Origin of the sequence: Aureimonas sp. AU20 (genome assembly GCF_001442755.1) — a bacterium.
GTDB lineage: Bacteria > Pseudomonadota > Alphaproteobacteria > Rhizobiales > Rhizobiaceae > Aureimonas.
Genome location: NZ_CP006372.1, coordinates 1 through 22,921, shown reverse-complemented (window position 1 = coordinate 22,921; position 22,921 = coordinate 1). Strand labels below are relative to the sequence as shown.

Genomic DNA, 22,921 nt, shown 5'->3' with positions numbered 1-22,921 from the left:
CTACGTCGCGGGCTTTTTCGGTGACGGAGGTCGAGGATGCTGGGCGACGAACAGCGGGTTAAGGGCCAGCAGCGGTGTACCAGGAGACGGCCGAGCCGGAGGGTGATGTCGAGTCAGGTGGGTCGCGCTTTTTGAAATCTCCCCTCTGACGATTGGACGGCGTTGAGAACTCAATTAGCTCGGGAACACAATGCGGGCTTGTGGGGCTGTTGCGCGGGAAGTTGCGAGGGCAAAGGGTGCGATCGTTGCGGCCTAGTACTCCCACTGGTGCCCGCGTTCATGTCTATAGATGCGCTCCTGCTCGATCTGCCATTCGCGTGAACGCTCGCGAGACTGCGTGGCATTTGCCTGGCGTTCAGCGACTGTCACCGCCTCGATGGTATGCTGGATCGAAGAGCGGTCTTCACGCGAAAGGCCAGGAATACGCTCGACCGCATCAGGGAGTGCAAGACGGCTGGAAAGGTCGCGGCTCCAGCTTTGCAACTCCTCCCATGCCGGCTTGTTGGCCAGTGCCTTCAGCGACAAGTCATGGGATTGCTCAAGTGTAGCAGGCGTCCTCAACGAATGGGCCTGATTGAGGTCGTCCAGAAGGGAGCGAGCTTCGCGCGACAGAGCAGGAAGTGGCTGCTCCATGACGTGGCGCCACTCGATCTCGTTTTTGCGAATTTCCGGTTCACTACGGGATATTGCTCCAGCGTAGTTGGAAATCATGGAACCGAGGCGAGGGGCATGTTGGAGAGCAACCTGACGCTCGTCATCGGGTCGGAAAAACAGGTTCCGCCCTCCCATAAGCTCACCGAAGGTATGCGGCTCCTGTTTGATACGCTGCACGATTGCAGTCGTGTCTTGAGGAGCTCTTGAGATTTCAGCTTTAACCTGGGTCAAAACGCTTTCTGGTTCACGCCAAACATGGCGAGCCAACTCAAGTGCATGTTCCGCGAAATGGCTGACGCTTGGGCTTCGCACGACAGCCTGCGCGACCGCCTCATCGACGCTGATCGACCATGTGGTCACAGCGGGAATGAAGTAACTCTTGGGCTCCGTCGATGCTGGGCCTTCACGACCCAGTTCGACAACGCGAACCGGCTCCTGTTCGCGAACAGCGTTGTGTTCTGGAGTGACCACCCTTGCGTGCTCCAAAACGGGCTCAGGAACGCGTTCGTGCCGTTTGAGCTGGTCCGCAACCATCCGCTCGTAGTCTCGCAGCACCGAGCGATCTTCTCGCTCCTGACGGTAGCTCGTATCGATGGCACGCACGGTCTCCAGAAGGCCAAGCTCCCAGGTCCCTCGCGAGACCGCGTGGACGTCACGCCAATTCGCCTGGAGAGCGTCCAGAACCGGCGGCGACAGGTGCGCCAACCGAGGCTCGTCTTGCGCGTCGGGAAGGTGGGGACCGATCGACACGACGAGAGAGGGCGGAACGATCGCGGCGACCGTCTCCGCATAGGCGCGAAGCGGCTCGGCCGTGACCGATCGCGTCAGCTCGTTTTCAGCGGTGAAGAAAGCCGAGCGCCGTGCCAGGCCCTCGTGGTTCATGGCGGCGGAATGGGACTGAACATGCTCCAGGCGGTTCAGGGCATGACGCAGATCCTCGCCGGGTTCGAACTGATGCGAAGGGTCGCGTTCTGGAATGGCCCGTTCCGTCGGAACTCGGATCTGCTCGTGCGCGGGAATAGCACGCCTTTGTTCAAAGAACTGGTTCGCGAACTCGCGCACGGATTGGAGCACGTCGGAGGGATGCGGCAAGCCCCGCTGTTCGAGGAAGGCATCGAAGCGACCGGCCAGGCTTTGCTCGTAGGCCCGACGCTCATCCAGAGCCTGTCTGGCTTGCGTGTAGTCGAGCGTAGGGGCGTAATCGAGCGAGGTGTCCTTCAGCCGGTCCATGGCCAGACGGTTGAGGGCGTAATCGGGGGTCGCCAGTTCTGACCGCGAGGGATGCGTGAAGGCATCCAGCGGAACGTGCATCGTGACCTCCTCACGATGACGCGATAGGGCGACATAGGAGAGCTGGGCGTCCATCATTCCGCTGGCGACGACATGCACGCGGTCGTGTGTGGCGCCCTGCGACTTGTGGATCGTCGTGGCGTAGCCGTGGTCGATGTTGTTGTAGCCCTCCCGCGACACGGTGACGGGCTCCAGACGATCCGGCACCGACACGCCGAGGCGGCCTTCCACGATTTCTTCCACGACGCCGATCGTGCCGTTGCGAACGCCGAGATGTCGGTCGTTTTCGAGGAAGAGCACGCGATCGCCAACCGCGAACTCGCGCACGCCCCGCGCGGTCACGAAGCGCTCGCCGTCAGAGAGACCACCATCGAGCCTGATGGCTTCGCGAGCCAAGGCATTCAGAGCCAACACGTCCCGGTTCGTGTGAGCCAACATCACGACATCGGCGCCGGCAGTCCAATCATGTTTCCAGCCTTCGATGGCGGACTGATAGGCGCTGCTGGCGGTCTCGTGGAACTGGAACGCGTCGTTGCCATGGTAGATGCTCAGCGCGGAGCGAGTTTGCCCCGCGCCGAACAGGACGCTGGCCTGGGCATGATCGTCGCGTTCCTGACGGCGAACCTCGGTCAGTTCGACGTAGCCGACCTCATGCGCGATGGACCGGAAGGCGGCACCGGCTTCGATCGGTTGGAGCTGGCGAGCGTCACCGACGAGGAGAACCTTGGCGCCGAACTCGTCCAGGCGTTCCATCACCCGCAGCATCTGCGCGGACGCGACCATTCCGGCCTCGTCGATGACGAACACGTCGCCCTTGTTCAGGTGATCGAAGCCACGCGACCATGAGCTTTCCCAGGAGGCCAGGGTTCGGCTCGCGATGCCGGAAGACTGCTGGAGATTGTCAGCGGCTTTTCCCGCCAGCGCCGCGCCCCAAACACGGGTTTCCTCGGAGTGGTAGATCTTGTTGACCGCGCGCATCACGGTGGACTTGCCGGCGCCCGCGATGCCAACCATGACGCCGACGCCTTCGTCCCGGGTCAGGCGTTCGATGGCCGCCCGTTGCTCGGGCGAGTAGGCGAAGCCCTGGGCTTCCTCGGATCGAAGGTACGCGGCCTCGCGAACCTCGGGCGCGACAGCGAAGCTGTGGTCGTGATGGCGGGAGTGGATGCGCTCCTGCAAAAGGGCTTCGCGTTCCAGAACGGCGGTGGTGGTGAAGCGCTCGCGCTGGACGATCCGATCGCTTTCGGGATCGTGGATTTGGGCCTGCACCGTCACCAGTTCGGGGAGCAGTCCGACCTGCTGCATCAGGCCCTGGATGTCGTTTCCTCGACCGGCATAGCGGTGAAGCACCTTGGCGATGTCGCGGGTGTCGAAAGTCGACTGCTCGCGGGTGATGTGTTCGAGCACGAGGGAGGGGTTCTGGAGGAACGCCTGGAAGTTCGCGGCGCGGTCTTCCTGATCGAACCTGGGAACCTCATGCTCGGGGGTGATCTCCCGCATGTGATGGGTCTTGCCGCGGTGGAGCGTCGGCTCGATCTCGTGGATGTCGCGATCCACGAACGAGCGATGATCGACGGTGATGTCATAGCCCGCGATCGAAAGAGCGTGGTTCACCTCGTCGGCCCAGGACGCGCGCATCGCACGGAGCTCATCCTTGGACCCCGACCACTTCTCGTAGACCACATCGCCCCTGGCCGTACGAAGCGGTTCACCGGCATCGTCGTAGGCGATCGTCGCCTTCGGCCCAAAGCCGTTTTCTGCCAAGGGCCGGACGGTCGAAAGGATGTGAACATGGGGATTGTGTTCGCGCCCTTCCGGAAGGTGATAGGCCCAATCCGCGACACGCCCTTTGGCAGAATAGTTCTGCTCGATGAAGGCGCGAACGAGTTCGATGTTTTGCTCGCGCGACAGCTCGACCGGAAGCGCCAGAACCAGTTCGGTGGCATAGCGGGCATCCTGGCGTTTCTCACCGATCTCGACCGCATTCCAGAGGATTTCCGAGGCGGCAACAGCTTCACGACCTTCGACCCGGTTGGCAGCGGATTCTGGATCGGAGGACCCAACGCGAAAGGCCTCCAGCAGCCAGGCCGGGGCATTGGGCGGAAGGGCGATCTCGGAGTGAATGGTCCCCTTCTTTTCGGAATAATCGTGGGTCCGATGGGTGATCTGACGTTCCATATGGGCAGAGTGGCGATAGGCGGCCGCAGCCACGGCAGATCTGCCGCTGCCACCCGAGATCACTGACTGGCGGTAGCTGTAGATCGCCAAACCACCCCCAAACGCAGAAAGGCCGCGTCAGCGGCATGTTTTGGAGCCTAGCAAGGGTCTGTTGCGAAAAGCAACAGCTAAGTGCGCTATTAGCTTCGCTACTAGATACCAGCGCGACCGCGAAGCGGTCTCCGTTTGAAAGCGGTCGCTCCGCTCCGGAGAGACCGCTAGGAAAAGGCAGAAGAGAGGAAACAGCAGGGTCCTGCGAGGCACGGCATGCGTCGCCGGGATCGCGGCGAAACACCCTTTGAGCGGCTTCCAAACCTCCATCAGATCGGCCAAGAAAACAGGAAAGAAGCACCTGGCGAGCGAGCCTCTTCGACACGCCGCTCGTGCTGATGCGTCGCAATGTCAGGGCCCTCTTCGCTGCTCGTCCGAGCGAGCCCGAAGAGGCGCAGCGGGAACCGGACGGAAAAGGAAGGAGCCACCGCATGCAGGACGCTGCCATCGACGCCTATCGGCGATTTGCTCGTGGCGAGCCCGGTGTCTGCCAGGAAACGGGAGAAGGCGGGGCGTTCGCCTTCGCGGACGAGCATGAGATCACGTGCGGGTTTGACTCGCGTTACGACACCAAGTGCTTCGTCTGGCTGATGCCCGAGCGTGGCCCCGTCGGCCCTCGTTGCGATCGCTGGATCGATCAAGCTCTTCGCGAGCGACGCATCGGACTGCATGCCTCTGACCAGGGTGCGATCGACGTGTTCGATCCCGCCATCCTGCAAGCCGCTTTCGGGATGGGCGCCGAGCGCATGGCGAGCGTTCTCAGCCTGCAGACCGATGCCGATGGCCGCGTCGGGTTCGACGAACTGGCATCCGTGTCCCTGCACCTGCGCTTTGTTCTGGAGGGTTGGATAAAGCATGGGTCGCTCCCCCTGCTTCACATCGTCGAGCGCATGCTCCAGCCTGTTGACCGGGCCGACGAACCGGAGGCGGTGGGACGCCTGGCCATGCTGGTGCAGGTCGCCCTTCACCAAGCGGGCGGTGGTCACCCCGAGAACCCGGTTCAGGCTGGCGCGTCTGCCGGGTTGCACGAGGCGACCGAGCGGTGGGTCGAGGAGAGGATGCGAGCCCGTCAACGGCGTGAGGAGGCGGAACGCTGCGAGCCCCTCCTCGCCGCCGAGTTCGCCGCCGCTCTCGAGACGCTTGCCCGCGCCAGCGACTGAGACGGCGAAAGCGCTTTCCACCGTCCCGTTCCCTGGCCCATTCCCTGCCCCGATGCCCATCCCGAACCGGTCGGATGGGATTGCTCACCGCGTCCCGGCCTGAGCGGCGTCGCAATGGTACTTCCGCTCGTAGCGGCGATGGCTGCGGTAGTGCTTGGGAATGGCGCGGTGTGCGCCGGGGTTCAGAAGCTTGTGCCCCTGTGCCGTCATCCGGTGCACCCAGGTCGTTTCCAGCGCCAGCACTTCCTTGCACGACCCCGCCTCGCCCAGCTGCCGGAAGATCGGCCCCGTGCCGTCTGCGAGATGGGTCGCGATCTGCTGGATCCGACGATACCTCAGCATCGTGTCGGCGTGAGGATTGGGCTCACCGGCCAGATCCTCACGCAACTTTGGCAACTCGTCGATGCTGGCGCGATGCTCCTGCCAGCGACGCTCCAGACACGTCGTCATCCCGACATAGAACGGCGTCCCATCCGGTCGGCAGATCGCGTACACCCAATACGTCGGAGCGTAGGGATCCGGAGCGTCGTGGAACGTGCCCGCCGTGCCTGCGTACCCCATTGCGTAGGCACACAGACGCGCATCATCAAGCGAGCGCAGATCCTCCTCGTCAAACAACAGGCTGCCGTCCACCGACAGGTCTTCGATCGCCAGTTCATGCGGTTCCAAAAAGGCCAAACAGGGCATGGGGTCTTCCTCTCTCTCCTGAACGAAGTTCCCCCTCTCCCTCCCTGTCTCGTTCTCTCAACCGCATCGCTCCGATTGGGCCCGAACCTTGGCGTCCACGATGCCGCTGATGCATCGCATCGCGCGCCGATCCGGATGGCGCCAAGAACCGTCAGCCGCTACGCTTTGCCTGGCCTGGATGGAAGGACGAGGGCTCATGCTGCAGGCCGAGGATGAACAGCGCTCCGCCTTCCCCCTGTCCGCCTCTGTGTGCGACCGCGCGCCGAGCATCCGGCCGTTCGGCGGATCCGCCCTCCCCTCCCGCGTCGACGACGGCCGCATCGCTCTCGGGTGGCCATTGCGTGGCCGACACCACGATGCCCTGATGCCGCTCTTTGAGCGTCGCGCCGGTGACAAACCGCTTGCGTCGGTACCCGCCCGTCGAGGCCGGTCCAGCGACCGACGTCGGACGCGATCCGAGGCGCCTCGAAGCGGAACAAGGGCGCTGGTGAGAGCCGCCGCCCCCCACGCCATCGGATAACGCGGATGACCAACACGATCGCCCGGCTTTGGATCTTGTCCGATCTCCATCTGGAGACCCTTCCCCACCCCGATGCCTTCGCCCCCACGCCCCCCGACTTCGACGTCCTGGTTTGCGCCGGCGACGTCTGGCGCGCCGATCCCGCGCACGGCTTCCGCGTCCTGCGGCGCCTGGCCGGGAACAAGCCCGTGGTCTGCGTGCTGGGCAACCGTGTCGAGAGTTAGCGGCAATGCCCCTTAGGAAGGAAAGGCACCACCGCGGAGGGTAGGGACGTTTCTGAACTGCTTCGGATCGATTGGTCCGGAGCGATCAGGGCGCCTCGGCGTTAGGTCCGTTCAAAGGCAGCGATATTCCTCGCGGCTTCAGAACGGAGAATTATGATGCAGCTTCCCAACGGTGCGACGGTTGCAGTTGTCGATGGCCAGAAACTCAGCCTCTTTCGCAACAGCGGCGACGAAGCCAACCCGAGCCTCACCGCACTGCCTGCAGAAGCCGTCAACACCGACAACAAGAGCGGGGGCAAAGGCCACGCCAGCAGTTCGGCCAACCCGGACGACAACACGCAGGACGAAGACGGCTTCGTGACCGGCGTGATTGACATCCTGAACAACCAAGCCATCTCCGGCAAACTATCGAAGCTCGTGGTGATCGCCGCTCCGAGGGCGCTCGGCGAGATGCGTAAGCACTATCATGTCAAGCTGAAGGAGGCCCTTGTTGGCGAGATCTCGAAGGATCTCACGGGCCAGACCAGCGGCGACATCGAGAAGGCCATCGCAGCTGCCTGATGTCCTCGAACTGAGGTCGTTTATTTGGAGGCGTCGCTCGTTTGAGCGGCGCCTTTGTCGTTCCAAGATTTTGACGCGAACAGGCGAGCTAGAGAGACTTCACTCCCAGCCGGACGGCGTTGGTCATGCAGACCATGTGCTCCCAGGAGCGCCAAGCGAATGAGAGCAGGTGTTCCATTCCCGTTGGCACGGCATCTCGTTCTCCATCCGCTCTCATCCATGCTCTGATATCTCAGATACAAGCTACTGAAATCTCGAGGGCGCTCAACACCTGTTCAACACCTGTTCAACGCTCGTCCGACACCCGTTCATCCTACGAGACGCTTCCACCATGGACGTTGCATCTGCTCCAGCTCGGCCCGCAGGCGCGCTAGGTCTTCGCCCGTTCGACGGTCGTTGTCCGCCTGTTGGACGGCCCCGGTCGCGAGGTCTGCGACCCGACGTAGAAGCTCGTCTACCCTGCCCCGTTCGGCGTCGGCTCGGTCACGCTCCCGATCCGCTCGAGCGCGCTCGTCGTCGGCTCGGGCGCGTTCGGCATGGAACGCGGTCTCTCCACGCTGGACAGCCTCCCGAAGGCTCTCGATATGCGCTTCGAGAGCCGCGATCGTACGCTCGTCGTACGCCTGTTCATCGGCCGTTTCGTCGGTCTCGTCGTCCTTGGATTTGCGCGCCGTCGTGCTAGCGGCAACGTCCTGCCAATCGACCCAGACCCGCACCTTGCCATCGTTTCCGGACTGTTTGCGCAGGCGAAGGCGCATGGACTTCTGCCGAGCCGCTTCAGATGATACGCCAAGACGCTCGCCTAACTCACTGTAGGTCAACCAGTCTTCAGCCATGCCATACACCCGTTGAACACCCGTTGATCACCTGTTGGACATGATCGACACCAAGCCTTGTCTGGACGTGGACGGCTGTTCGACGGATGTTCAACAGGGTGGAGCGAGACCATCGAGATCAGGCATGAAAGGGGCGTCATAGGCTCGCCGGGAGCATTTAAACGTATCGCCAGATGAAGCCCAAAACCCGCCCGAGAGAAGCCACTGGCGCGAGGTTCTTAGAACCGTTTTAGAACATAGCAATTGCTGACAATTTCGTGAAGGATTAAGAGGGCGAGACGGGAAAGGTCCCGTTTTTGTCCCTCTTCGCTTCGTGTCCGGCCATGCTCGTCCCGTTCCTCATCATGCTTCGCGAAGGGCTAGAAGCCGCCCTGATCGTGGGGATCGTCGCGGGTTATCTCTCGCGTACCGGGCGCGGTGTCTGGATGCCGGCGGTCTGGATCGGCATCTTCCTGGCCGTAGCCCTGGCTCTCTTCGTCGGCGCCGGCCTGCAGCTGGCGAGCGCTGAATTCCCGCAGCGCACGCAAGAGCTGTTCGAAGCGCTGGTCGGCTTCGTGGCCGTGGGGATCCTCACCTCCATGGTCCTGTGGATGCGCCGCGCCGCCAGCTCGCTGAAGACCGAGCTGCAAAGCTCGATCGACACAGCGCTCTCGGCTTCGCGCACGCGCGGCCTAGCGCTGGTCGGCCTCGTCTTCTTCGCGGTGGCACGTGAGGGACTGGAGTCAGTCTTCTTCCTCCTGGCAATTTTCCAACAGAGCCCCGGCGCCTCGGGGCCGCTGGGCGCGCTGCTCGGCCTCGTGGTCTCGGCTCTCATCGGCTACGGCATCTATGCCGGAGGCGTGCGGCTGGATCTCCGGCGCTTCTTCCGTTGGACAGGCGTGTTCATTCTCTTCGTCGCAGCGGGCATCCTGTCGGGCGCGCTGCGCCATCTGCACGAGGCCGGGGTATGGAACGCGCTTCAGACGGTCGTCTTCGACCTCAGCCCTGTCCTGCCCGTGGACGGACTGCCGGGTAGCATCCTGTCCGGCCTGTTCGGCTATCTCGCAGACCCGACGGTCGGGGAGCTCTTGGTCTATGTCGCCTACCTCGCGGTGACGCTCACCGCCTTCCTGCGACCCTCTACGCCGGGTCGGCGCCCCGCCGCCGCGCTGAGTTGAGCCGAACCCAAGGATCAATCATGTCAGGGTCCACCCCTCCATCCGGCGGCTCGAACCGGCTCCTTCTGTGGGGGGCAGCCGGGTCCGGCCTCCTGATGCTCGCCGGGCTCGGCGCCTTCGCCTATGCCTCGCAGCTCGCAGCCACGCGCGCGGCTGGCCAGAGCGACGGGGCTGTCACCGTCACGCTGCGGGACAATCGCTGCCAACCGAACGCACTGACCGTCCCCGCCGGACGCACGCTTTTTCGGGTCGTGAACGAGACCGACCGTGCCGTGGAATGGGAGATCCTCGACGGTGTCATGGTGCTGGAGGAGCGCGAGAACATCGCGCCCGGCCTGTCTCAGACCTTGGCCGCACGGCTGCGGCCCGGCGAATACGCCGTCACCTGCGGCCTCCTGTCCAATCCTCGCGGCATCTTGACCGTAACCCCTTCCGCTGACTCCGGAGGCGCGAACGAGCGCCCGGCGCTGACCGCCTTCATCGGCCCGCTGGCGGAGTATCAGGTCTTCGTGGCGCTTCAGTCTCGCGCCCTGGCGCGCGACGTGGCAGCGCTCGACGAGGCGATCCGCGCCGGGGATCTCGCGGCTGCGCGCGCGCTCTATACCGAGGCGCGGGCGCCCTATGCCCGGCTCGCGCCCGTCGCCGGGCGCATCGGCGACCTTGCCAACGCAATCGATCCGCTCGCCACCTATCTGGAGAAGCGCGAGGAGGACCCCGCCTTCACCGGCTTCCACCGCATCGAATACGGGCTGTTCGCGCGCGGCACGCTCGACGGGCTGGCTCCGATCTCAGCGCGGCTCGTCGCCGATGTCGACACGCTTCAGGCCCGTCTGCGCGCTCTGCGACTGCGACCCGAGACGATGGGCGAAGGTGCGGTGCGAAGCCTCGGCGCTCTCGCCGACACGCTCTCCGCCGGCGGGGCCGAGCTTTACGCCCATAGCGACCTGGCCGACGCAGAGGCGACCCTTGCCGGCGTCGCTAAGATCGTGACGCTCGTCAAGCCCGTGGCGACCGACGCCGCGCCCGGGCAATTTGGCGCGGTGGAATCCGCGCTCGCAAGCGTGAACGGACAACTCGCGGCGCTTCGCGAGGGCGACCGCTATCCCGACGTGCGCACCATGCCGGAGCTCCAGCGCGCGGCGCTGGTCGATGGTGTGAAAGCGCTCGGCCAGGTGATGGACCAGCTCAACGCAGCGGTCGGGTTCGGGCAGGACGGCGCATGACGGGCGACACCAGAACCTCGAACTCCGGCTTCGTCACCAATCGGCGTCGGCTCCTCGTCGGCTTTGCCGGAGGCGCGACGGCCGCCGCGGTGGCGCTTCGCCCCGCCGGCGTCTCGGCAGGCCCGAAGCCAGACGAGCAGGTGTCCGAAGTGCCTCGCAGCGATCGGGCGCGAGAGGTTCAACCGTTCGAAGGGCGCCATCAGAGCGGCATCGTCACGCCCAGACCCGCCGCCGGCATGATCGCCTCCTTCGATACGCTGGCCGAGAGCCCGGAGGACGTCGAGCGGCTGCTGCGCACCCTGACCGAGCGCTTTCGCTTCCTGATGGCAGGCGGCCCGGTGCCCGAACTCGACCCGAAGCTGCCGCCAGCCGATTCCGGCATTCTCGGCCCCGTCCCGGCTGCCGATAACCTGACCATGACGCTGTCGCTCGGCCATTCTTTCTTCGACCAGCGTCCGTGGCTGGCGCCCCTGGCGCCGCGACGCTTGCAGCGCATGACGCAGTTCCGGAACGACGCCCTGAACGCCTCGCTATGCCACGGCGACCTTTCGCTCCAGATCTGCGCCAACACGCCGGACGCCACGATCCATGCGCTGCGCGACATCATCAAATCGCTTCCAGACCTTCTGGTGATCCGCTGGAAGCAGGAAGGCACCGTGCCGATCCTGCCGCCGAGCCGCGACGGGACGCATGAGAGTGCGCGCAATTTCCTGGGCTTTCGGGATGGGTCGGCCAATCCAGACTCGCGCGACGCGGCCATGATGGAGAGCGTCGTCTGGGTCGGGGACGCGGGAAACGAACCGGACTGGGCTAGAGACGGCACCTATCAGGCGGTCCGCATCATCCGTAATTTCGTGGAACGATGGGACCGCACGCCGCTGGGCGAGCAGGAGGCGATCCTTGGCCGACGCAAAGCCAGCGGCGCGCCGCTGGACGGCGGCACGACGGAGAGCCACGTGCCGGACTACGGCCGGGATCCCGAGGGCGCGCTTACCCGGCTCGACGCCCATATCCGCCTTGCCAATCCGCGCACGCCGGAGGCGCGGGCCAGCCTGATGCTGCGTCGTCCCTTCAACTATTCCAACGGCGTCACCAAGAACGGCCAGCTCGACCAGGGCCTGCTCTTCATCGCCTATCAGGCCGATCTCGAACGGAGTTTCATCGCGGTCCAGAGGCGGCTCGATGGCGAGCCGCTCGAGGAATACATCAAACCGGTCGGCGGCGGCTATTTCTTCACCCTGCCCGGCGTCCGGGACGGCGAGGACTTTCTCGGCCGCTTGCTTCTCGAAGCGGCAGCCAGTCGCAAATCTTAACGGAGACCTGACTCATGAAGACCTCTCTCCTGCGTGGCGCGGCGCTGGCCGTCCTTCTGGCAGGCCCCGCCCAGGCCGAAGTCTCGCCGCTCGACATCGTGCAACCGGTGGCCGAGTACAAGATCTACGTCTCCGAGAAGCTTGCGCAGCTCGCTAAGGACACGAAGGCCTTCACCAATGCCGTGAAGGCAGGCGAGCTGGAGAAGGCGAAGATGCTCTTCGCGCCGACGCGGATGAGCTACGAGGCGGTGGAGCCGATCGCCGAACTCTTCAGCGATCTCGACGGTTCGATCGACTCGCGCGCCGACGACCATGAGAAACACGAGCAGGATCCAGGCTTCACGGGCTTCCACCGCCTGGAATACGGTCTGTTCTCGCAGAACTCCACCGAAGGGCTGGCGCCTATCGCCGACAAGCTGCTGGCGGACGTGACCGAGTTGGAGAAGCGTATCGCCGACCTGACCCTGCCGCCGGAGAAGGTCGTGGGCGGAGCCGCCGCCCTGATGGAAGAGGTCGCCGCAACCAAGATCTCCGGCGAGGAAGACCGCTACAGCGGCACCGACCTTTGGGACTTCCGGGGCAATTTTGACGGCTCCAAGAAGATTTACGAACTCGTCCGTCCGCTCATCGAGAAGGGCGACACGGCCTTTGTCGGCAAGGTCGACAAGAGTTTTGCCACCGTTGACACGACTCTCGACAAATATCGGACCAGCACGGGCTATGAGAAATACGAGAAGCTAACGGACGAGGATCGCAAGGTCCTGGCTGCCAACGTCAACTTGCTGGCCGAAAATCTCTCGACGCTGCGCGGCAAGCTCGGCCTGAACTGAACCTGCATCGCCCGGCCGCTCTGGCCCCAGGAGCTTAGGTCTGGCCATTTTCGCCGTTCTCGCTCCTACGAACAGGCTCTGCATCGAGCCTGTTCGTAGGATGGGTGGCGAAGAAGGCTAAACGAACAGACGGACCGCTACGAACCCTCCGATCAAGGCTGCCAGTGCCAGGCTGAATACGACCGCTAGGCGCTTTTCGATGAAGTCCCGGATGGGTGGGCCAAACCAGTAGAGAAGACCAGCGACGACGTAGAAGCGGACGGCTCTCGCAGCGATGGCCGACAGGAGAAACACGACTGGATTCAGCGCGGTGGCACCGCTGGCGATGGTGACGACCTTGAAGGGGAACGGGGTCAGGCCGCCGGCGATCAGAACGATCCAGGCGCCCCACTCGTTGTAGGTGACGGCGAAATCTGAAAACTCGTCGGCGTAGCCATAGAAGGCGAGGATCGGCCGTGCGATTTCCTCGAACAGGACGGCGCCGATGAAGTAGCCGAAGAGCGCTCCCAGAACCGATGTGACCGTGCAGATGAAGGCCAGAAGCCATGCCTGGCTTCGCTTGGCGATCACCATCGGGATCAGCAGTGCGTCGGGCGGGATCGGAAAGAACGAGCTTTCTGCAAAGGAAACTGCCCCAAGAGCATAGGCAGCGCGAGGCCGCGCAGCTAGGCGCATGGTCCAGTCGTAGAGTCTTCTCAGCATGCACGTCCCCTGGGATGGCTGCGACACGATCCCGGAGAGACCTTGCGAAACAGAAGCGGTCGTAAGTCCGCCTTGGTAAAGCCACGCCTAGCGAACGCCTCCCATGTGGGTCAAGCGCTGGGGTGGTCAAAACTCAGCTAGGCTGAACAGGTTCCGGCAATCGCGAGATTGACGCTCCTCAGGCTCTCATTCAGGCAGCCGGCCCCATTGGGGCAGATCAAGGGGTCCGCCTGATCGGTTGAAACTGCTGATACCGGCGCTTGGTGTGAGGCGACCGGTCCAAACGAAAACGCCCTTGCCGGGGGAGGACCGGCAAGGGCGTCAGCTTAGGGCCAAGGGTGGGAGGAACCTCTTGGCCGGGTCGCCGCAGGCCGGGGGAGGACCGGCCGGGACGAAAGCGTAAAACTGTTAGCGCACCGACTGGCGGGCGATGTCCGGGATCTCGGAGCGCGAGATGCCAAGATCGGAGAGTTCGCGCTGCGACAAGCGGTTCAGCTCGTTGGCGGTGCTGCGATACTGGCGCCAAGCGTTGAAGGAGCGAGCGAGGTTCATGGTGGGCTTCCTTGTCTGTCCGGCCTCTCATCGGTGGTGGCCAGCGCGTTCGTGTTCTTTCGATGCCCAGAACCTACGCCTCGCCTACGCTCGATAGTAGCGCAAAGACCGAAGGGGAGCCCTGCGTCTCTTCGCTATCGGCCACCTGCACGGACGACATGCAGCCTGCGCATGGATCGCGCCCGGCCGTCTCACAAAAAGGTCCACCATGGTGTTGAACGCCGCCACCACTTTGCGTGAAGCGTGGCCTTTGCGCGTCGCCAACCGCCGAGAACGGCCGAGCGAGCGATCCACTTTGCGCCTGGGAATTTTCTATGATCGTCCCGCGCACTCGCGCGAGGGGCTGCGACATGGTCTCGATCCTGTCACGCACTTGTCGCGAAGCCCGGCTAGATCGGCGGCGCGGCGAAAGCCTTGAGGGTCGCCGGGCAGAGCGCCCGGCATCCTCCCCAATTGCCAAGCTCGAACGCAAAGGCGCATCTAGCAAAGCAAGCGCCCTGCGAGACTGGTGGCTGACGATCGAACACCTGTATGCGGCCTGTATCTTACCCTTCGATCTCGCCGCCGCACAGGCAGCAGCTCCTCTCAATGGATCGTGCCCGAGACGCTGGAAGCGATCCCGGATTTGCGGACGTCGCGATCGCTGCAACGGCCCATGCGCGAGGCCTCACTCTTCTGACCCGGAACGCTAAGGGTTTTGCTCCGATGGGCGTCGAGTTTTGCAATCCCTATGAGCGTCTTCCCCCAATCTGTGGGAAAGGATCGACCGCGATTGCAATTAGCGTTCGTGATCGTCACCCTTTATGGCCGAGACCCTTTTAGGAGCTTGAGGAGCGCAACGACCAGAGCGCGATCCCCACCCCCTGAACCTGTCATGTCGACCAATCTCGCATTCTAGCCGGCGCCGTCTTCTCCTCGAAGCCACTGTGCCACCAGTGCGCTAGACAGCAAGCACGGCCCAGAGGTCGCCTTGCTATCTTTAATCTGAAGACCCCTCTCAGCCACGGGCCTCCCACGGATCGATCATGGCAACGTCAGCAACATCGAAGGCACTTCGATCACGGGTGGCGACGATGAAGCCGCGCGAGATTGCAACTGCGGCGATGTACCCGTCCAACACGGAAAACCTCGACCGGCGGTGCGGGCCTTAACGGCCAGATCGGCATAGTGCCGAGCTGCCTCGGTATCGAATGGCAGCACGCGGCCCTCGAAAAGCGGTAGGAGGCCGTTCAGGGCCGCAGTGAGGCGCCGCCGCCGCTGGCCGTCAAGCAAGGAGGCCACGCCGAACAAGAGTTCGGCAATCGTCACGCTGGAGAGGTAAAGCGTGTCGGCGGACTGCTCATCGATCCAACGCAGAACTGCCAGGTTCGGCTCCGGCCGCATCGTTTCCGAGATGACGTTCGTGACGAGAAGGATCATCCGAGCGCAATCGGTTCAGCTGGTGCCTGTTTCCTCGCCCCATTGAGCGCGTCAATATCCGCATTGGTCAAACCGGCCTTCCGGCTAAGTTCGAATAGAGTGGTGCCAAGCCGAAGGCGGGTCTCGGGGCGCACAGCTGCCTCGAGAATGGCACGCATTTCTGCCTCGGCGCTCCTGCCGTGCTGCGCCGCGCGCAACTTCAGCGCACGATGCGTCTCGTCGGGAAGATTGCGGATCGTGACAGCTGACATGGTGGCGACCCCGAGTCGAAGCGATGGTGCTATCAATCTGAGAAGGTTGATGGCAACGCACAAGGCCAAGTTCCCGAAGGTGGAAACGTCCCCTTCTGCTTATGGATTCCATCACGCCAAGGGGCTGGCATCCTTAGTCGAGGAAGTGATCGAGCGGGATTGGCACGGACCCGATCCGAATTTCTCGGCAACGCAAACCGAAAAATTCAAACAGCTTAAATCGCGTCAAATATTCCGTTAATTATAAATTTATCACTCTTTAACCGATTTATCAATTTACCGTTTCATCATTTAACAAGTCCATCAACGCAAGGCATGTGTCGGCCTGTGCTTTCTCGATCGGAGCTTTATCCAGTACGAAAAACGCTCTGCGATTGGTGGCTCGGATTTCTCGCACTTTCAGATTGGCGCGGCGTTCGCCCCAAACCCGATCTTCGATGCCGTTCTATCGCCCGTTTTGCGGGCCTGATAAGAGGGATGATTGAGAGATTGGTTTTTGGGTGTCAGGAGTGTCACCCCTGCTTTTCCTGAAAGAACCGACCCGGAAAAAGGGAGAAATGCCGCCTTGGGGGTCTCGGCCAGCCACCGTGCCAGCCCCTTCGCCTCTTCGAAGAACGGCAGCACCTTCTCCGTGATCCGCACCGTGAGGCCGAGATGAAGCCCCTGGGCATTCCGGCGCGTCTCCAGCTCGACATAGCCAAAACGCACGAGGTCCACGAGGTAACGGCGGATCGTGCGAGCCGAGCGCGCCATCACAGCGCCCATCGTGCCCTTAGTGATGGTCGTCTCCCTGCCCTTTCCGCATCGAGCACGGAGCACCTGCAGGAAGGCTTTGGCGTTTGGCGTGAGCCGATCGTCACGAGCAGCCGTCGTTGCCATGTCGCCGGCATATTGGCGGCTCTCGTTCGGAGAAGGACGCGCATGGCGGGGGCGCTGACTGCGTTTCAAACGCAACGAGGCTTCAGGCTGGGGCGAGGCAACCATGGCGCCGATCGCTGCTGACCGGCGCGAAGCCTCGGCGCGTGAGATCAGGCCCGCCGCATGGTCGCGCCAAATGGCGGCCCGGGCGAGGAAGTCGGGATGCGGCTCACTGGATGATCCTCCAGCGAGCGCAAAGAGGTCCGTTAGGGTGTGGCCATCATGACCATACCCAGCCGCTCGCGCTCCCTGGCGTAGGGGCGCACGGTATCGTTCTGCCGTCACTGGTCTCTCCTGCGCGAAGGCAAAGCGAGGCCGTGGCGGGAAGCCGCGATTTCATTTGACGATGAAGGCGAAGGGGCGTAATTCTGAGGACATCCACGAACTCAGATTAGGCTCCAGGCGGCTCCCGCTTCGGGGCCTTTTCTCTGCCTATGGCGTCTCCGTCTTGAGGTGGGCCGGCGTCATGCGGCGCTCTGAGAGAGCATTGCTACGTCGGCCGGTGAAAGAGTGGTGCGGTCAGCCTTCGCGATCAGGATGCGCAGGACTTCCGAACGAGAGCCAACGCCTAGATGTGCCTTGAGCTCGTCCAGCAACGCAACGTCGTCACGATGCAGTATCGCTTCGATCGCGGTCAGACCCTCCGCACGACGACGTGCGCGGATACGGGCATTGTCAGCGGCTCGGCTTCTGGATGCATTCATGGCAGCGACTCGGTTCGATGGCACCTAGGTGTGTACGATAAGCGAGTTCTCTGGACAAAGCCAGGCACCGTGTGAAGGAAAGCATCAGCCTGGGGCAAGGCGACAACGTCGTATGTCGCTCCGCTTGCCTTTCGCGTCATTGCTAGGGAGGCCCTGACGCCTCGCCGTTATGACGGGAGATGGCAAGGCCATTTCTGAGCCGTCTACGCTCGGTACGGTTATATCTGATCCTAGAAATCAGGTTGAGGTAATGATCCTCACCAAAGCAGCCGTGAGATGCAAACGGCTTAGATGACGCAACGCATCTTGGTTAAATAATTTAATTATAACTGTTTAACCGATTTTTCTAAATACCGTTTTATCGTTTAGCACGATCCATCGGTGCGAGGCGCATGGCAGACCCTACCTCCTTGATCGGACAATTATCCGACATGAAAAACGTTTTGCGATCAGAATCCGTTAGCGTTCAACGCCGTCGGGAGCGGCAGCGAGACAGAGGAAGCTGGCGGCGGTCCTGGTAGCACGTGACGATGGCGCGCTACGCTTTAGCCGGATCCAAGGTCGCTCGACCCGATTGCAGTTATGGGTGATCAGGCCCGGGCAGGCGATAGAAGCTTCAGGCAGCCGCTCTTGAACGGCAGCCGGGCGCCGATGTCTCAAAGCTGTTGGTGGAAGAAGTGCGCTGTGGTGCGGCTATCTACCAACCGTCGAAACGTCGGGCAGTTGATCCAGGGACGTCGCGCCATGAAGCAGTTCATAAACTTGACCGAATGCGTTACAAACCAGGTCTTAACAGTGGGTTGGTATAAACTTGATGCAAACGTTTTGATGAGAACTTTTCGACATCATACCGTTAGGGAATGCCTATGGACACGTACGAAGCCGAGCTTATCGAGCTAATCTACACCGCTGCTCTCATACCTGAGACATGGCCAGAGGTTATCGATCGCATGGCACGCAGAATGAATGCCCGCGGTGGATCCCTGTTTACTCTCTCGGACGGCCAACTGACTTGGGATGCACCCGCGAGTACGCGACCGATTATGGAAGCCTACATCGCTGGCGGATGGGCTGAGAAGAATCCGCGACTGGACGGCTTGATCAGCCGCGCGCACCCTGGCTTCATCCAGGATAGCGACGTTGCAAACGGTGAGTACGACTCGCTGCCGATTGTTCAAGACTTCCTTCGCCCGCATGATATAGTTTATACGGCCGCTACGGTTATTTCAGGCGCTAAGGGCGATCTCGCAGTTTTCTCAGTCGATCGAGGTATGAAAGCGGGTTATTTTACGCCGACAGATATTGGCTGGCTCGACCATCTGCGCCCTCACCTCAGTCGGTCTGTTTCGCTGACAAGTCGATTGAAAATGCGCGTGGCGGCAAACACCACCGCTGCGCTACAGATGATTGGCATCCCAGCGGCTGTTATACAGCGGGGCAAGGGATTATTGGCGACGAACGCCCTTTTCGATGACTTGATCGACACCGTATTCATCACACGCGCCTTGGGTCGCATATCTTTAGCTGATCGACGAGCAGACAAAGCTTTGCAACAGGCGTTGTCAACTACGAGTTCGGACAATCCAATTGTGCGCTCCATCCCCGTCACGTCTAGTGAAGGAGTTGTCGGCGTGCTTCACACCGTTCCAGCCTGCCGCCAAGCGATGGATCTTCTCGGCTCCGATGCTACGCTTCTTGTGCTCGCACAGCCGAGGGAGAACGCTGGCGCGGCGCCAGAATTCCTCCGCTGGCTGTACGACTTGACTGCTACTGAAGCAGTCATTGCTTCCAAGCTCAGCATCGGTTTGAATGTAAATCAAATCGCTCAAGAGACAAGTACTTCAGAAAACACGGTCAGGACGCATGTAAAGGCCATTCTAAGAAAAACTGGTTTTTCTCGACAAACAGATTTTCTCGTTTCAATAAGCAGCCTCTCTGCCCTAAAAAATCAACTTTAAACCGCACAATACTAGATGGAGAAAATGATGCGATATTGATAATTAAATATATTATTTAGGGATTATGTCTTAGCAGGCGGCGTCGCCTTGTAACCTCTTCGGCTTTTTGAAGAGGCGCTCAATCTGGTTGCGCCAGCGGTACTTTGCTCGATCATGTGGGACGAGTTTTCGGCGGTTGCTCTTGGCGAGGATCTCCGCGCTGACTCCAGAGTTTTCAAGTGTGTCGCGAAGATGCGACGACTCAATGTCGATCAGATCGTCCATTGCAATGCACCTTCGAGGGCGCGATCCAGGTTTGAACAAGCTTCTTCTGTAAATCGGTTAAACGGTCAAATAGTGGAACGGTGAAGAAGTGCAAACGTTGGCGATAGCGAGCCGCAAAGGCGGTTCGGGCAAGACCACCACGGCCGTTCATATAGCGGGTCTCGCTGATGCCGATGGTGGATGCGTCATCGTAGACGCCGATCCTCAGGGATCGGCTTCGGCTTGGTACGAACTGCGGGAAGCTGAGCGCCCCTATGTCGTGGCAGCACCCCAGAACGGGATCCGTGGGGTTACCGAAACCGCTCATGCCGAAGGGTTCGCCTGGAGCATCATCGATCTACCGCCGCACAACGAGGCGTCGATCTCCGAGGCCATGCGCCTAGCCGACCTTGTGTTGATCCCCGTTCGTCCGAGCCTTTTTGATCTGCGAGCTGCCGAAAGCACGATCAGCATGGCGCGGACGCTGAAGAAGCCAGCCATCGCAGTCATCACTGGTGCGCCTCCGGGCATGACAGGTGGCGAGGCTTCGATTGTGAAGGAGGCGAGGGGTTACCTCGCCAGTCTGCCAGTAGACGTCTGTAAGGCGACGATCGGGCAACGTGCAGCCTTCTCCCATGCCCTCCTGTCTGGATCGAGCGCCGGCGAATACGAGCCAGAGGGGAAGGCTGCGCGAGAGTGTGTGATTTTGTGGCGCGAGTTGAAGGAGCGCATGAAGTGACGAAGCGACCTAGCATTGCCAGCCTTGCCCCGAAGAAGGGTGGAGTGATTGCCTCAGTCGAAGTCGAGCAGCAGACCCTCGAGGGCGCTCCGCGCTCTGCAACTCGTGATCAGACGACGTCTTACAAAGCCGTTCTTGCGAAGGTGGACGAGGAAACGCATCGCGCTCTGAAGATCCTCTCCGCCAATGAGGGAACCCCAATCGGCGACCTTTTTGTCGAAAGCCTGAACCTGCTTTTCAGGAGCCGCAATTTGCCTGAGATTGCAATGAAGGTAACGCCTGATGAGAGAAGCAGAGCGCGATGAAACCGCGATTAGGGCCACCATTGCGCCCTTCGTTATCTCCGGCCCGTAACTCATCGAACCTAGTTTTAACCGACTCACCGATGTTAATTTAAAACGCTATGACGTCGAAATTGATTGCCTCGGCGCAGACCAGCCATTGGGTGGCTTCATAAATTGCCAAAATCGCCCTCCCGTGCGTCTTCGCAGGGTATCGCTCATTTCCTACCGCAACGTGCCAAGCTTCTTCCAGGCCCGCTTTTCGAAGCACAGGGGCGAGCTTGTTTGGTCGGTGAAAGGCGAACTATCTATTCATTCGAGAACCCTCTCTGGGGTGCATGATGCACGAGCGACGCAACGCAGGAGCGTCATGACTCAAGCGAGGTAAAGAGGGGTCTTAGCAGAGACGATGGGATCCTTGGATGTCTCTTCAAAGAGGACAATTCCAGCTGATCTATGTGACTAGGCGTTCACTGATCTAGGGTCTGCTACAGACTACGACGTGCATCTCGTCGGGCTGATTTCTGAGAGTTCTGAGGTCCATTGCCGGGGCTAAGCGGGGCTTTTTCTTCGAAAAAACCAGCCCCGGAAAATTCCGTCATTTTTGTCAAAATTCGCGCGCTGGAGGTTTTTGGACGTTTTTCTAGTTTTTTCTTTAGTTTTAGAGAAAATATCCTTATTGAATCAAAGCCTTAAAGGTGATTTTGGGAGTGATGTACGGTTTTGACGGAATGATGTACGGCGTTGACAGAATGATGTACGGTTTTTTTGGCAGTGATGTACGGTTTAGCCTTTCACCAGAAGGACGTTGATCGATTGCAAGCGCCAGAATTTTTGTCAAAACCGGGCGGACTGATGTACGGCGTTTTGGCAGTTCTTGGAGAAGGCCACGCAGGCCATTTTGTCAAAGCTGCTCGGACTGATGTACGGCATTTTGACATGGCGCAGTGAAAGCTGCAGCCTCTTTTTGTCAAACCATCGCGGACTGAAGTACGGTGTTTTGTCAGTCCTTCCCGCTGATCTCGGTCATCGTGTCCAATCGCTTGCTCATATAGAGCACTTGCCCTCTATCCCCTTTTCGCAACTCCAAATTATAGTCGGGAAGAGGATCCTCCTTCGTTCCCTCGACCAATCGTTCGAGTGCTTGTGCGAATTTATGAGGTGGCAATCGCGAGCCGCTCCGCACGTGAACGTCGTCGACGCGGTAAAAGGCCTCTCCTTCTCCAGCAGTCTTTCGTGCGAGACGATAGATGAATTTTGCTAGGGGGCGGGCAATCAGGAAATAATCGGGATTGAGCGTCAGGATCGATGGCTTCCCAGAAGGGGTGACAACGCCTTCATAGACCCAGCCCGGGATCTCGATCTCGACCTGATCAATCTTGTCCTGGACAGTGCGCGATACGACCTTGAAATGCCCAATGAGCGGAAAGGCTTCGGTCTCACGACGTTTCCCATCACTCAGATTGGTGATCTTGATGCGCGTAGCCTGCAGGCGATCGAGAGCCTTCTCCAGTTCTAGATATTGCTTGCCCCCGAGGTCGCGCCGGCAGAATTTCAAAAGCTCAGCTGCTGCAGGGCGATAGACGCGAGCGGGAATAGTCGGCCGCAACCCCTTTTTCTGAGCGATCCCATAGTCGCGCATCTCGGCCGCGAGATGCGAAACCATGTTGATGAAGATGTCGTAGTCGTAGGCTGTCGCCAGTCCGACCTCGGCACCGCCTTCGATCGTGACGATGCTGTCCTTCAATTCGTATCGCAAAACGCCGCCCTTGACGGTCTTCGACAACGAGAAGGGGGCGATATCCATCAGGTTGAGATCGTCCTTGACCGGCGCGTCATGCACCGTCGGGACAAAGAAGGAGAGCTGATCGTCATCGAGCGGCGCAGCCCGCTTGATAGGGCGAACTTGGCTAGGCGCCTCGTGCGTGATGGCCTTCTGAACCTCGCCTAGGTGAATGGCTTCGCCCCATTTCCCCATAGCGGCCCGCAGGCGCTCGTTGGCGATCTTTTCGAGTTGGAGATCGGCAAAGCTGCGGCGCGAGTAGAAGCGGCGCAGGCGGCTTAGCGCATCCTTGTCCAGAGGCTCGAACGCTTCTGCGCGGGCAGTCTGGATCTCCTTGACCACACCCTGGAGGTAGGCGTTCTTCTCGTGGAGCGAGAGGGCCGCAAAGGCTTCGCGCGCCAAGAGATCGAGTTTATGCCTGCTCATGAACAAGACCGTGACCGGCAAACCGGTGCCAATGAAGCCAGATGATAAGACATATCGGAAATATGCGTTCGATGTCTAATATCGTATACGCAACACTCACCATTCGCAGCGGCGATGGAAAAACACGACCAGTCTTTCCACGAGAAGAATAATTTAAAGGCGGCCAAACAGCACGAATAGGAAATCCTTCAGATTATCCCATTCGTGCTTGTTCATTTATAA

21 protein-coding genes and 1 pseudogene are annotated in these 22,921 nt (G+C 60.9%); 11 read left to right on the top strand and 11 right to left on the bottom strand.

The annotated features are described in order from the left end of the window. Positions 1-252: 252 nt before the first annotated feature. Positions 253-4,212: a Ti-type conjugative transfer relaxase TraA gene (gene traA, locus M673_RS22950; RefSeq protein ID WP_082640096.1), complete on the bottom strand. Its 3,960-nt coding sequence runs from the start codon at positions 4,210-4,212 to the stop codon at positions 253-255. A 431-nt stretch (positions 4,213-4,643) separates the two neighbouring features. Here traA and M673_RS22945 point away from each other — a divergent pair, with 431 nt between their 5' ends. Further along, entirely contained in the window at positions 4,644-5,372 is a 729-nt protein-coding gene (locus tag M673_RS22945) for a hypothetical protein (protein ID WP_061978983.1), read from the top strand. An 84-nt stretch (positions 5,373-5,456) separates the two neighbouring features. On the opposite strand, the gene M673_RS22940 is transcribed toward M673_RS22945, so the two are convergent. Beyond that, positions 5,457-6,059, bottom strand: coding sequence for a GIY-YIG nuclease family protein (locus M673_RS22940; protein ID WP_061978982.1), 603 nt, complete (start codon positions 6,057-6,059; stop codon positions 5,457-5,459). A 525-nt stretch (positions 6,060-6,584) separates the two neighbouring features. Here M673_RS22940 and M673_RS22935 point away from each other — a divergent pair. Together M673_RS22935 and M673_RS22930 are read left to right on the top strand one after the other, a co-directional pair. Continuing rightward, the gene (locus M673_RS22935; RefSeq protein WP_061979068.1) at positions 6,585-6,803 is read left to right on the top strand and encodes a hypothetical protein; all 219 of its coding nucleotides are present in this window, start codon (positions 6,585-6,587) and stop codon (positions 6,801-6,803) included. 156 nt (positions 6,804-6,959) lie between these two features. Beyond that, complete coding sequence (locus M673_RS22930) at positions 6,960-7,364, top strand: host attachment family protein (protein WP_061979067.1); 405 nt, start codon at positions 6,960-6,962, stop codon at positions 7,362-7,364. A 308-nt stretch (positions 7,365-7,672) separates the two neighbouring features. Here M673_RS22930 and M673_RS22925 read toward each other — a convergent pair whose 3' ends face one another. After that, complete coding sequence (locus M673_RS22925; RefSeq protein WP_061979066.1) at positions 7,673-8,200, bottom strand: hypothetical protein; 528 nt, start codon at positions 8,198-8,200, stop codon at positions 7,673-7,675. 323 nt (positions 8,201-8,523) lie between these two features. On the opposite strand from M673_RS22925, the gene efeU reads away from it, so the two are divergent. Genes efeU through efeO (M673_RS22905) form a run of 4 tightly spaced genes read left to right on the top strand, consistent with a single transcriptional unit; the run spans position 8,524 to position 12,723 of the window. Next, on the top strand, positions 8,524-9,357 hold the full coding sequence (efeU, locus tag M673_RS22920) for an iron uptake transporter permease EfeU (RefSeq protein WP_061979093.1): 834 nt from the start codon (positions 8,524-8,526) through the stop codon (positions 9,355-9,357). 20 nt (positions 9,358-9,377) lie between these two features. Then, the gene (gene efeO, locus M673_RS22915; protein ID WP_061979065.1) at positions 9,378-10,580 is read left to right on the top strand and encodes an iron uptake system protein EfeO; all 1,203 of its coding nucleotides are present in this window, start codon (positions 9,378-9,380) and stop codon (positions 10,578-10,580) included. Beyond that, positions 10,577-11,893, top strand: a complete 1,317-nt coding sequence (efeB, locus tag M673_RS22910; protein WP_061979064.1) for an iron uptake transporter deferrochelatase/peroxidase subunit — start codon at positions 10,577-10,579, stop codon at positions 11,891-11,893. Before efeO (M673_RS22915) ends, efeB begins: the two co-directional genes overlap by 4 nt. A gap of 14 nt (positions 11,894-11,907) precedes the next feature. Then, the gene (gene efeO / locus M673_RS22905; protein WP_061979063.1) at positions 11,908-12,723 is read left to right on the top strand and encodes an iron uptake system protein EfeO; all 816 of its coding nucleotides are present in this window, start codon (positions 11,908-11,910) and stop codon (positions 12,721-12,723) included. Positions 12,724-12,840: 117 nt separating this feature from the next. Here efeO (M673_RS22905) and M673_RS22900 read toward each other — a convergent pair whose 3' ends face one another. The 4 genes and pseudogenes from M673_RS22900 to M673_RS23920 all read right to left on the bottom strand — a co-directional run bounded on the left by M673_RS22900 (position 12,841) and on the right by M673_RS23920 (position 15,647). Then, positions 12,841-13,425, bottom strand: a complete 585-nt coding sequence (locus M673_RS22900; protein WP_061979062.1) for a YqaA family protein — start codon at positions 13,423-13,425, stop codon at positions 12,841-12,843. A 408-nt stretch (positions 13,426-13,833) separates the two neighbouring features. Continuing rightward, entirely contained in the window at positions 13,834-13,977 is a 144-nt protein-coding gene (locus tag M673_RS23925) for a DUF1127 domain-containing protein (protein ID WP_082640095.1), read from the bottom strand. 997 nt (positions 13,978-14,974) lie between these two features. Further along, positions 14,975-15,396: pseudogene (locus tag M673_RS22895) on the bottom strand (type II toxin-antitoxin system VapC family toxin). Then, on the bottom strand, positions 15,393-15,647 hold the full coding sequence (locus M673_RS23920) for a FitA-like ribbon-helix-helix domain-containing protein (protein WP_082640102.1): 255 nt from the start codon (positions 15,645-15,647) through the stop codon (positions 15,393-15,395). The pseudogene M673_RS22895 and the gene M673_RS23920 overlap by 4 nt, the downstream one beginning before the upstream one ends. On the opposite strand from M673_RS23920, the gene M673_RS24415 reads away from it, so the two are divergent. Next, a complete protein-coding gene (locus M673_RS24415; protein WP_148640245.1) occupies positions 15,634-15,888 on the top strand; it encodes a hypothetical protein in 255 nt (84 codons plus the stop codon). The genes M673_RS23920 and M673_RS24415 overlap by 14 nt on opposite strands. 158 nt (positions 15,889-16,046) lie before the next feature. On the opposite strand, the gene M673_RS23915 is transcribed toward M673_RS24415, so the two are convergent. Next, positions 16,047-16,631, bottom strand: a complete 585-nt coding sequence (locus M673_RS23915; RefSeq protein WP_244493300.1) for a helix-turn-helix domain-containing protein — start codon at positions 16,629-16,631, stop codon at positions 16,047-16,049. 398 nt (positions 16,632-17,029) lie between these two features. Beyond that, positions 17,030-17,269 (bottom strand): hypothetical protein, encoded by a 240-nt coding sequence (locus M673_RS23910; protein ID WP_082640094.1) that lies wholly within the window; start codon positions 17,267-17,269, stop codon positions 17,030-17,032. An 866-nt stretch (positions 17,270-18,135) separates the two neighbouring features. On the opposite strand from M673_RS23910, the gene M673_RS23905 reads away from it, so the two are divergent. Then, entirely contained in the window at positions 18,136-19,227 is a 1,092-nt protein-coding gene (locus M673_RS23905) for a helix-turn-helix transcriptional regulator (RefSeq protein WP_187301376.1), read from the top strand. A gap of 69 nt (positions 19,228-19,296) precedes the next feature. On the opposite strand, the gene M673_RS22885 is transcribed toward M673_RS23905, so the two are convergent. Continuing rightward, positions 19,297-19,491, bottom strand: a complete 195-nt coding sequence (locus M673_RS22885; protein WP_061979060.1) for a hypothetical protein — start codon at positions 19,489-19,491, stop codon at positions 19,297-19,299. Between the two features lie 88 nt (positions 19,492-19,579). On the opposite strand from M673_RS22885, the gene M673_RS22880 reads away from it, so the two are divergent. Beyond that, complete coding sequence (locus tag M673_RS22880; protein WP_061979059.1) at positions 19,580-20,209, top strand: AAA family ATPase; 630 nt, start codon at positions 19,580-19,582, stop codon at positions 20,207-20,209. After that, the gene (locus tag M673_RS24410) at positions 20,206-20,514 is read left to right on the top strand and encodes a ribbon-helix-helix domain-containing protein (protein ID WP_148640244.1); all 309 of its coding nucleotides are present in this window, start codon (positions 20,206-20,208) and stop codon (positions 20,512-20,514) included. Before M673_RS22880 ends, M673_RS24410 begins: the two co-directional genes overlap by 4 nt. Before the next feature lie 979 nt (positions 20,515-21,493). Here M673_RS24410 and M673_RS22870 read toward each other — a convergent pair. After that, on the bottom strand, positions 21,494-22,699 hold the full coding sequence (locus M673_RS22870; RefSeq protein WP_061979092.1) for a replication initiator protein A: 1,206 nt from the start codon (positions 22,697-22,699) through the stop codon (positions 21,494-21,496). Between the last annotated feature and the right edge of the window lie 222 nt (positions 22,700-22,921).

Bases quoted from the DNA above. Each gene is read 5' to 3' on its own strand.
- M673_RS22885 (WP_061979060.1), bottom strand. From the start codon at position 19,491: ATGGACGATCTGATCGACATTGAGTCGTCGCATCTTCGCGACACACTT.
- M673_RS23920 (WP_082640102.1), bottom strand. From the start codon at position 15,647: ATGTCAGCTGTCACGATCCGCAATCTTCCCGACGAGACGCATCGTGCG.
- M673_RS23915 (WP_244493300.1), bottom strand. From the start codon at position 16,631: ATGGTTGCCTCGCCCCAGCCTGAAGCCTCGTTGCGTTTGAAACGCAGT.
- efeO (WP_061979065.1), top strand. From the start codon at position 9,378: ATGTCAGGGTCCACCCCTCCATCCGGCGGCTCGAACCGGCTCCTTCTG.
- M673_RS22900 (WP_061979062.1), bottom strand. From the start codon at position 13,425: ATGCTGAGAAGACTCTACGACTGGACCATGCGCCTAGCTGCGCGGCCT.
- M673_RS22930 (WP_061979067.1), top strand. From the start codon at position 6,960: ATGCAGCTTCCCAACGGTGCGACGGTTGCAGTTGTCGATGGCCAGAAA.
- efeU (WP_061979093.1), top strand. From the start codon at position 8,524: ATGCTCGTCCCGTTCCTCATCATGCTTCGCGAAGGGCTAGAAGCCGCC.
- efeO (WP_061979063.1), top strand. From the start codon at position 11,908: ATGAAGACCTCTCTCCTGCGTGGCGCGGCGCTGGCCGTCCTTCTGGCA.
- efeB (WP_061979064.1), top strand. From the start codon at position 10,577: ATGACGGGCGACACCAGAACCTCGAACTCCGGCTTCGTCACCAATCGG.
- M673_RS22945 (WP_061978983.1), top strand. From the start codon at position 4,644: ATGCAGGACGCTGCCATCGACGCCTATCGGCGATTTGCTCGTGGCGAG.
- M673_RS23905 (WP_187301376.1), top strand. From the start codon at position 18,136: ATGGACACGTACGAAGCCGAGCTTATCGAGCTAATCTACACCGCTGCT.
- M673_RS22940 (WP_061978982.1), bottom strand. From the start codon at position 6,059: ATGCCCTGTTTGGCCTTTTTGGAACCGCATGAACTGGCGATCGAAGAC.
- M673_RS22870 (WP_061979092.1), bottom strand. From the start codon at position 22,699: ATGAGCAGGCATAAACTCGATCTCTTGGCGCGCGAAGCCTTTGCGGCC.
- M673_RS23925 (WP_082640095.1), bottom strand. From the start codon at position 13,977: ATGAACCTCGCTCGCTCCTTCAACGCTTGGCGCCAGTATCGCAGCACC.
- M673_RS23910 (WP_082640094.1), bottom strand. From the start codon at position 17,269: ATGAATGCATCCAGAAGCCGAGCCGCTGACAATGCCCGTATCCGCGCA.
- M673_RS22935 (WP_061979068.1), top strand. From the start codon at position 6,585: ATGACCAACACGATCGCCCGGCTTTGGATCTTGTCCGATCTCCATCTG.
- M673_RS22925 (WP_061979066.1), bottom strand. From the start codon at position 8,200: ATGGCTGAAGACTGGTTGACCTACAGTGAGTTAGGCGAGCGTCTTGGC.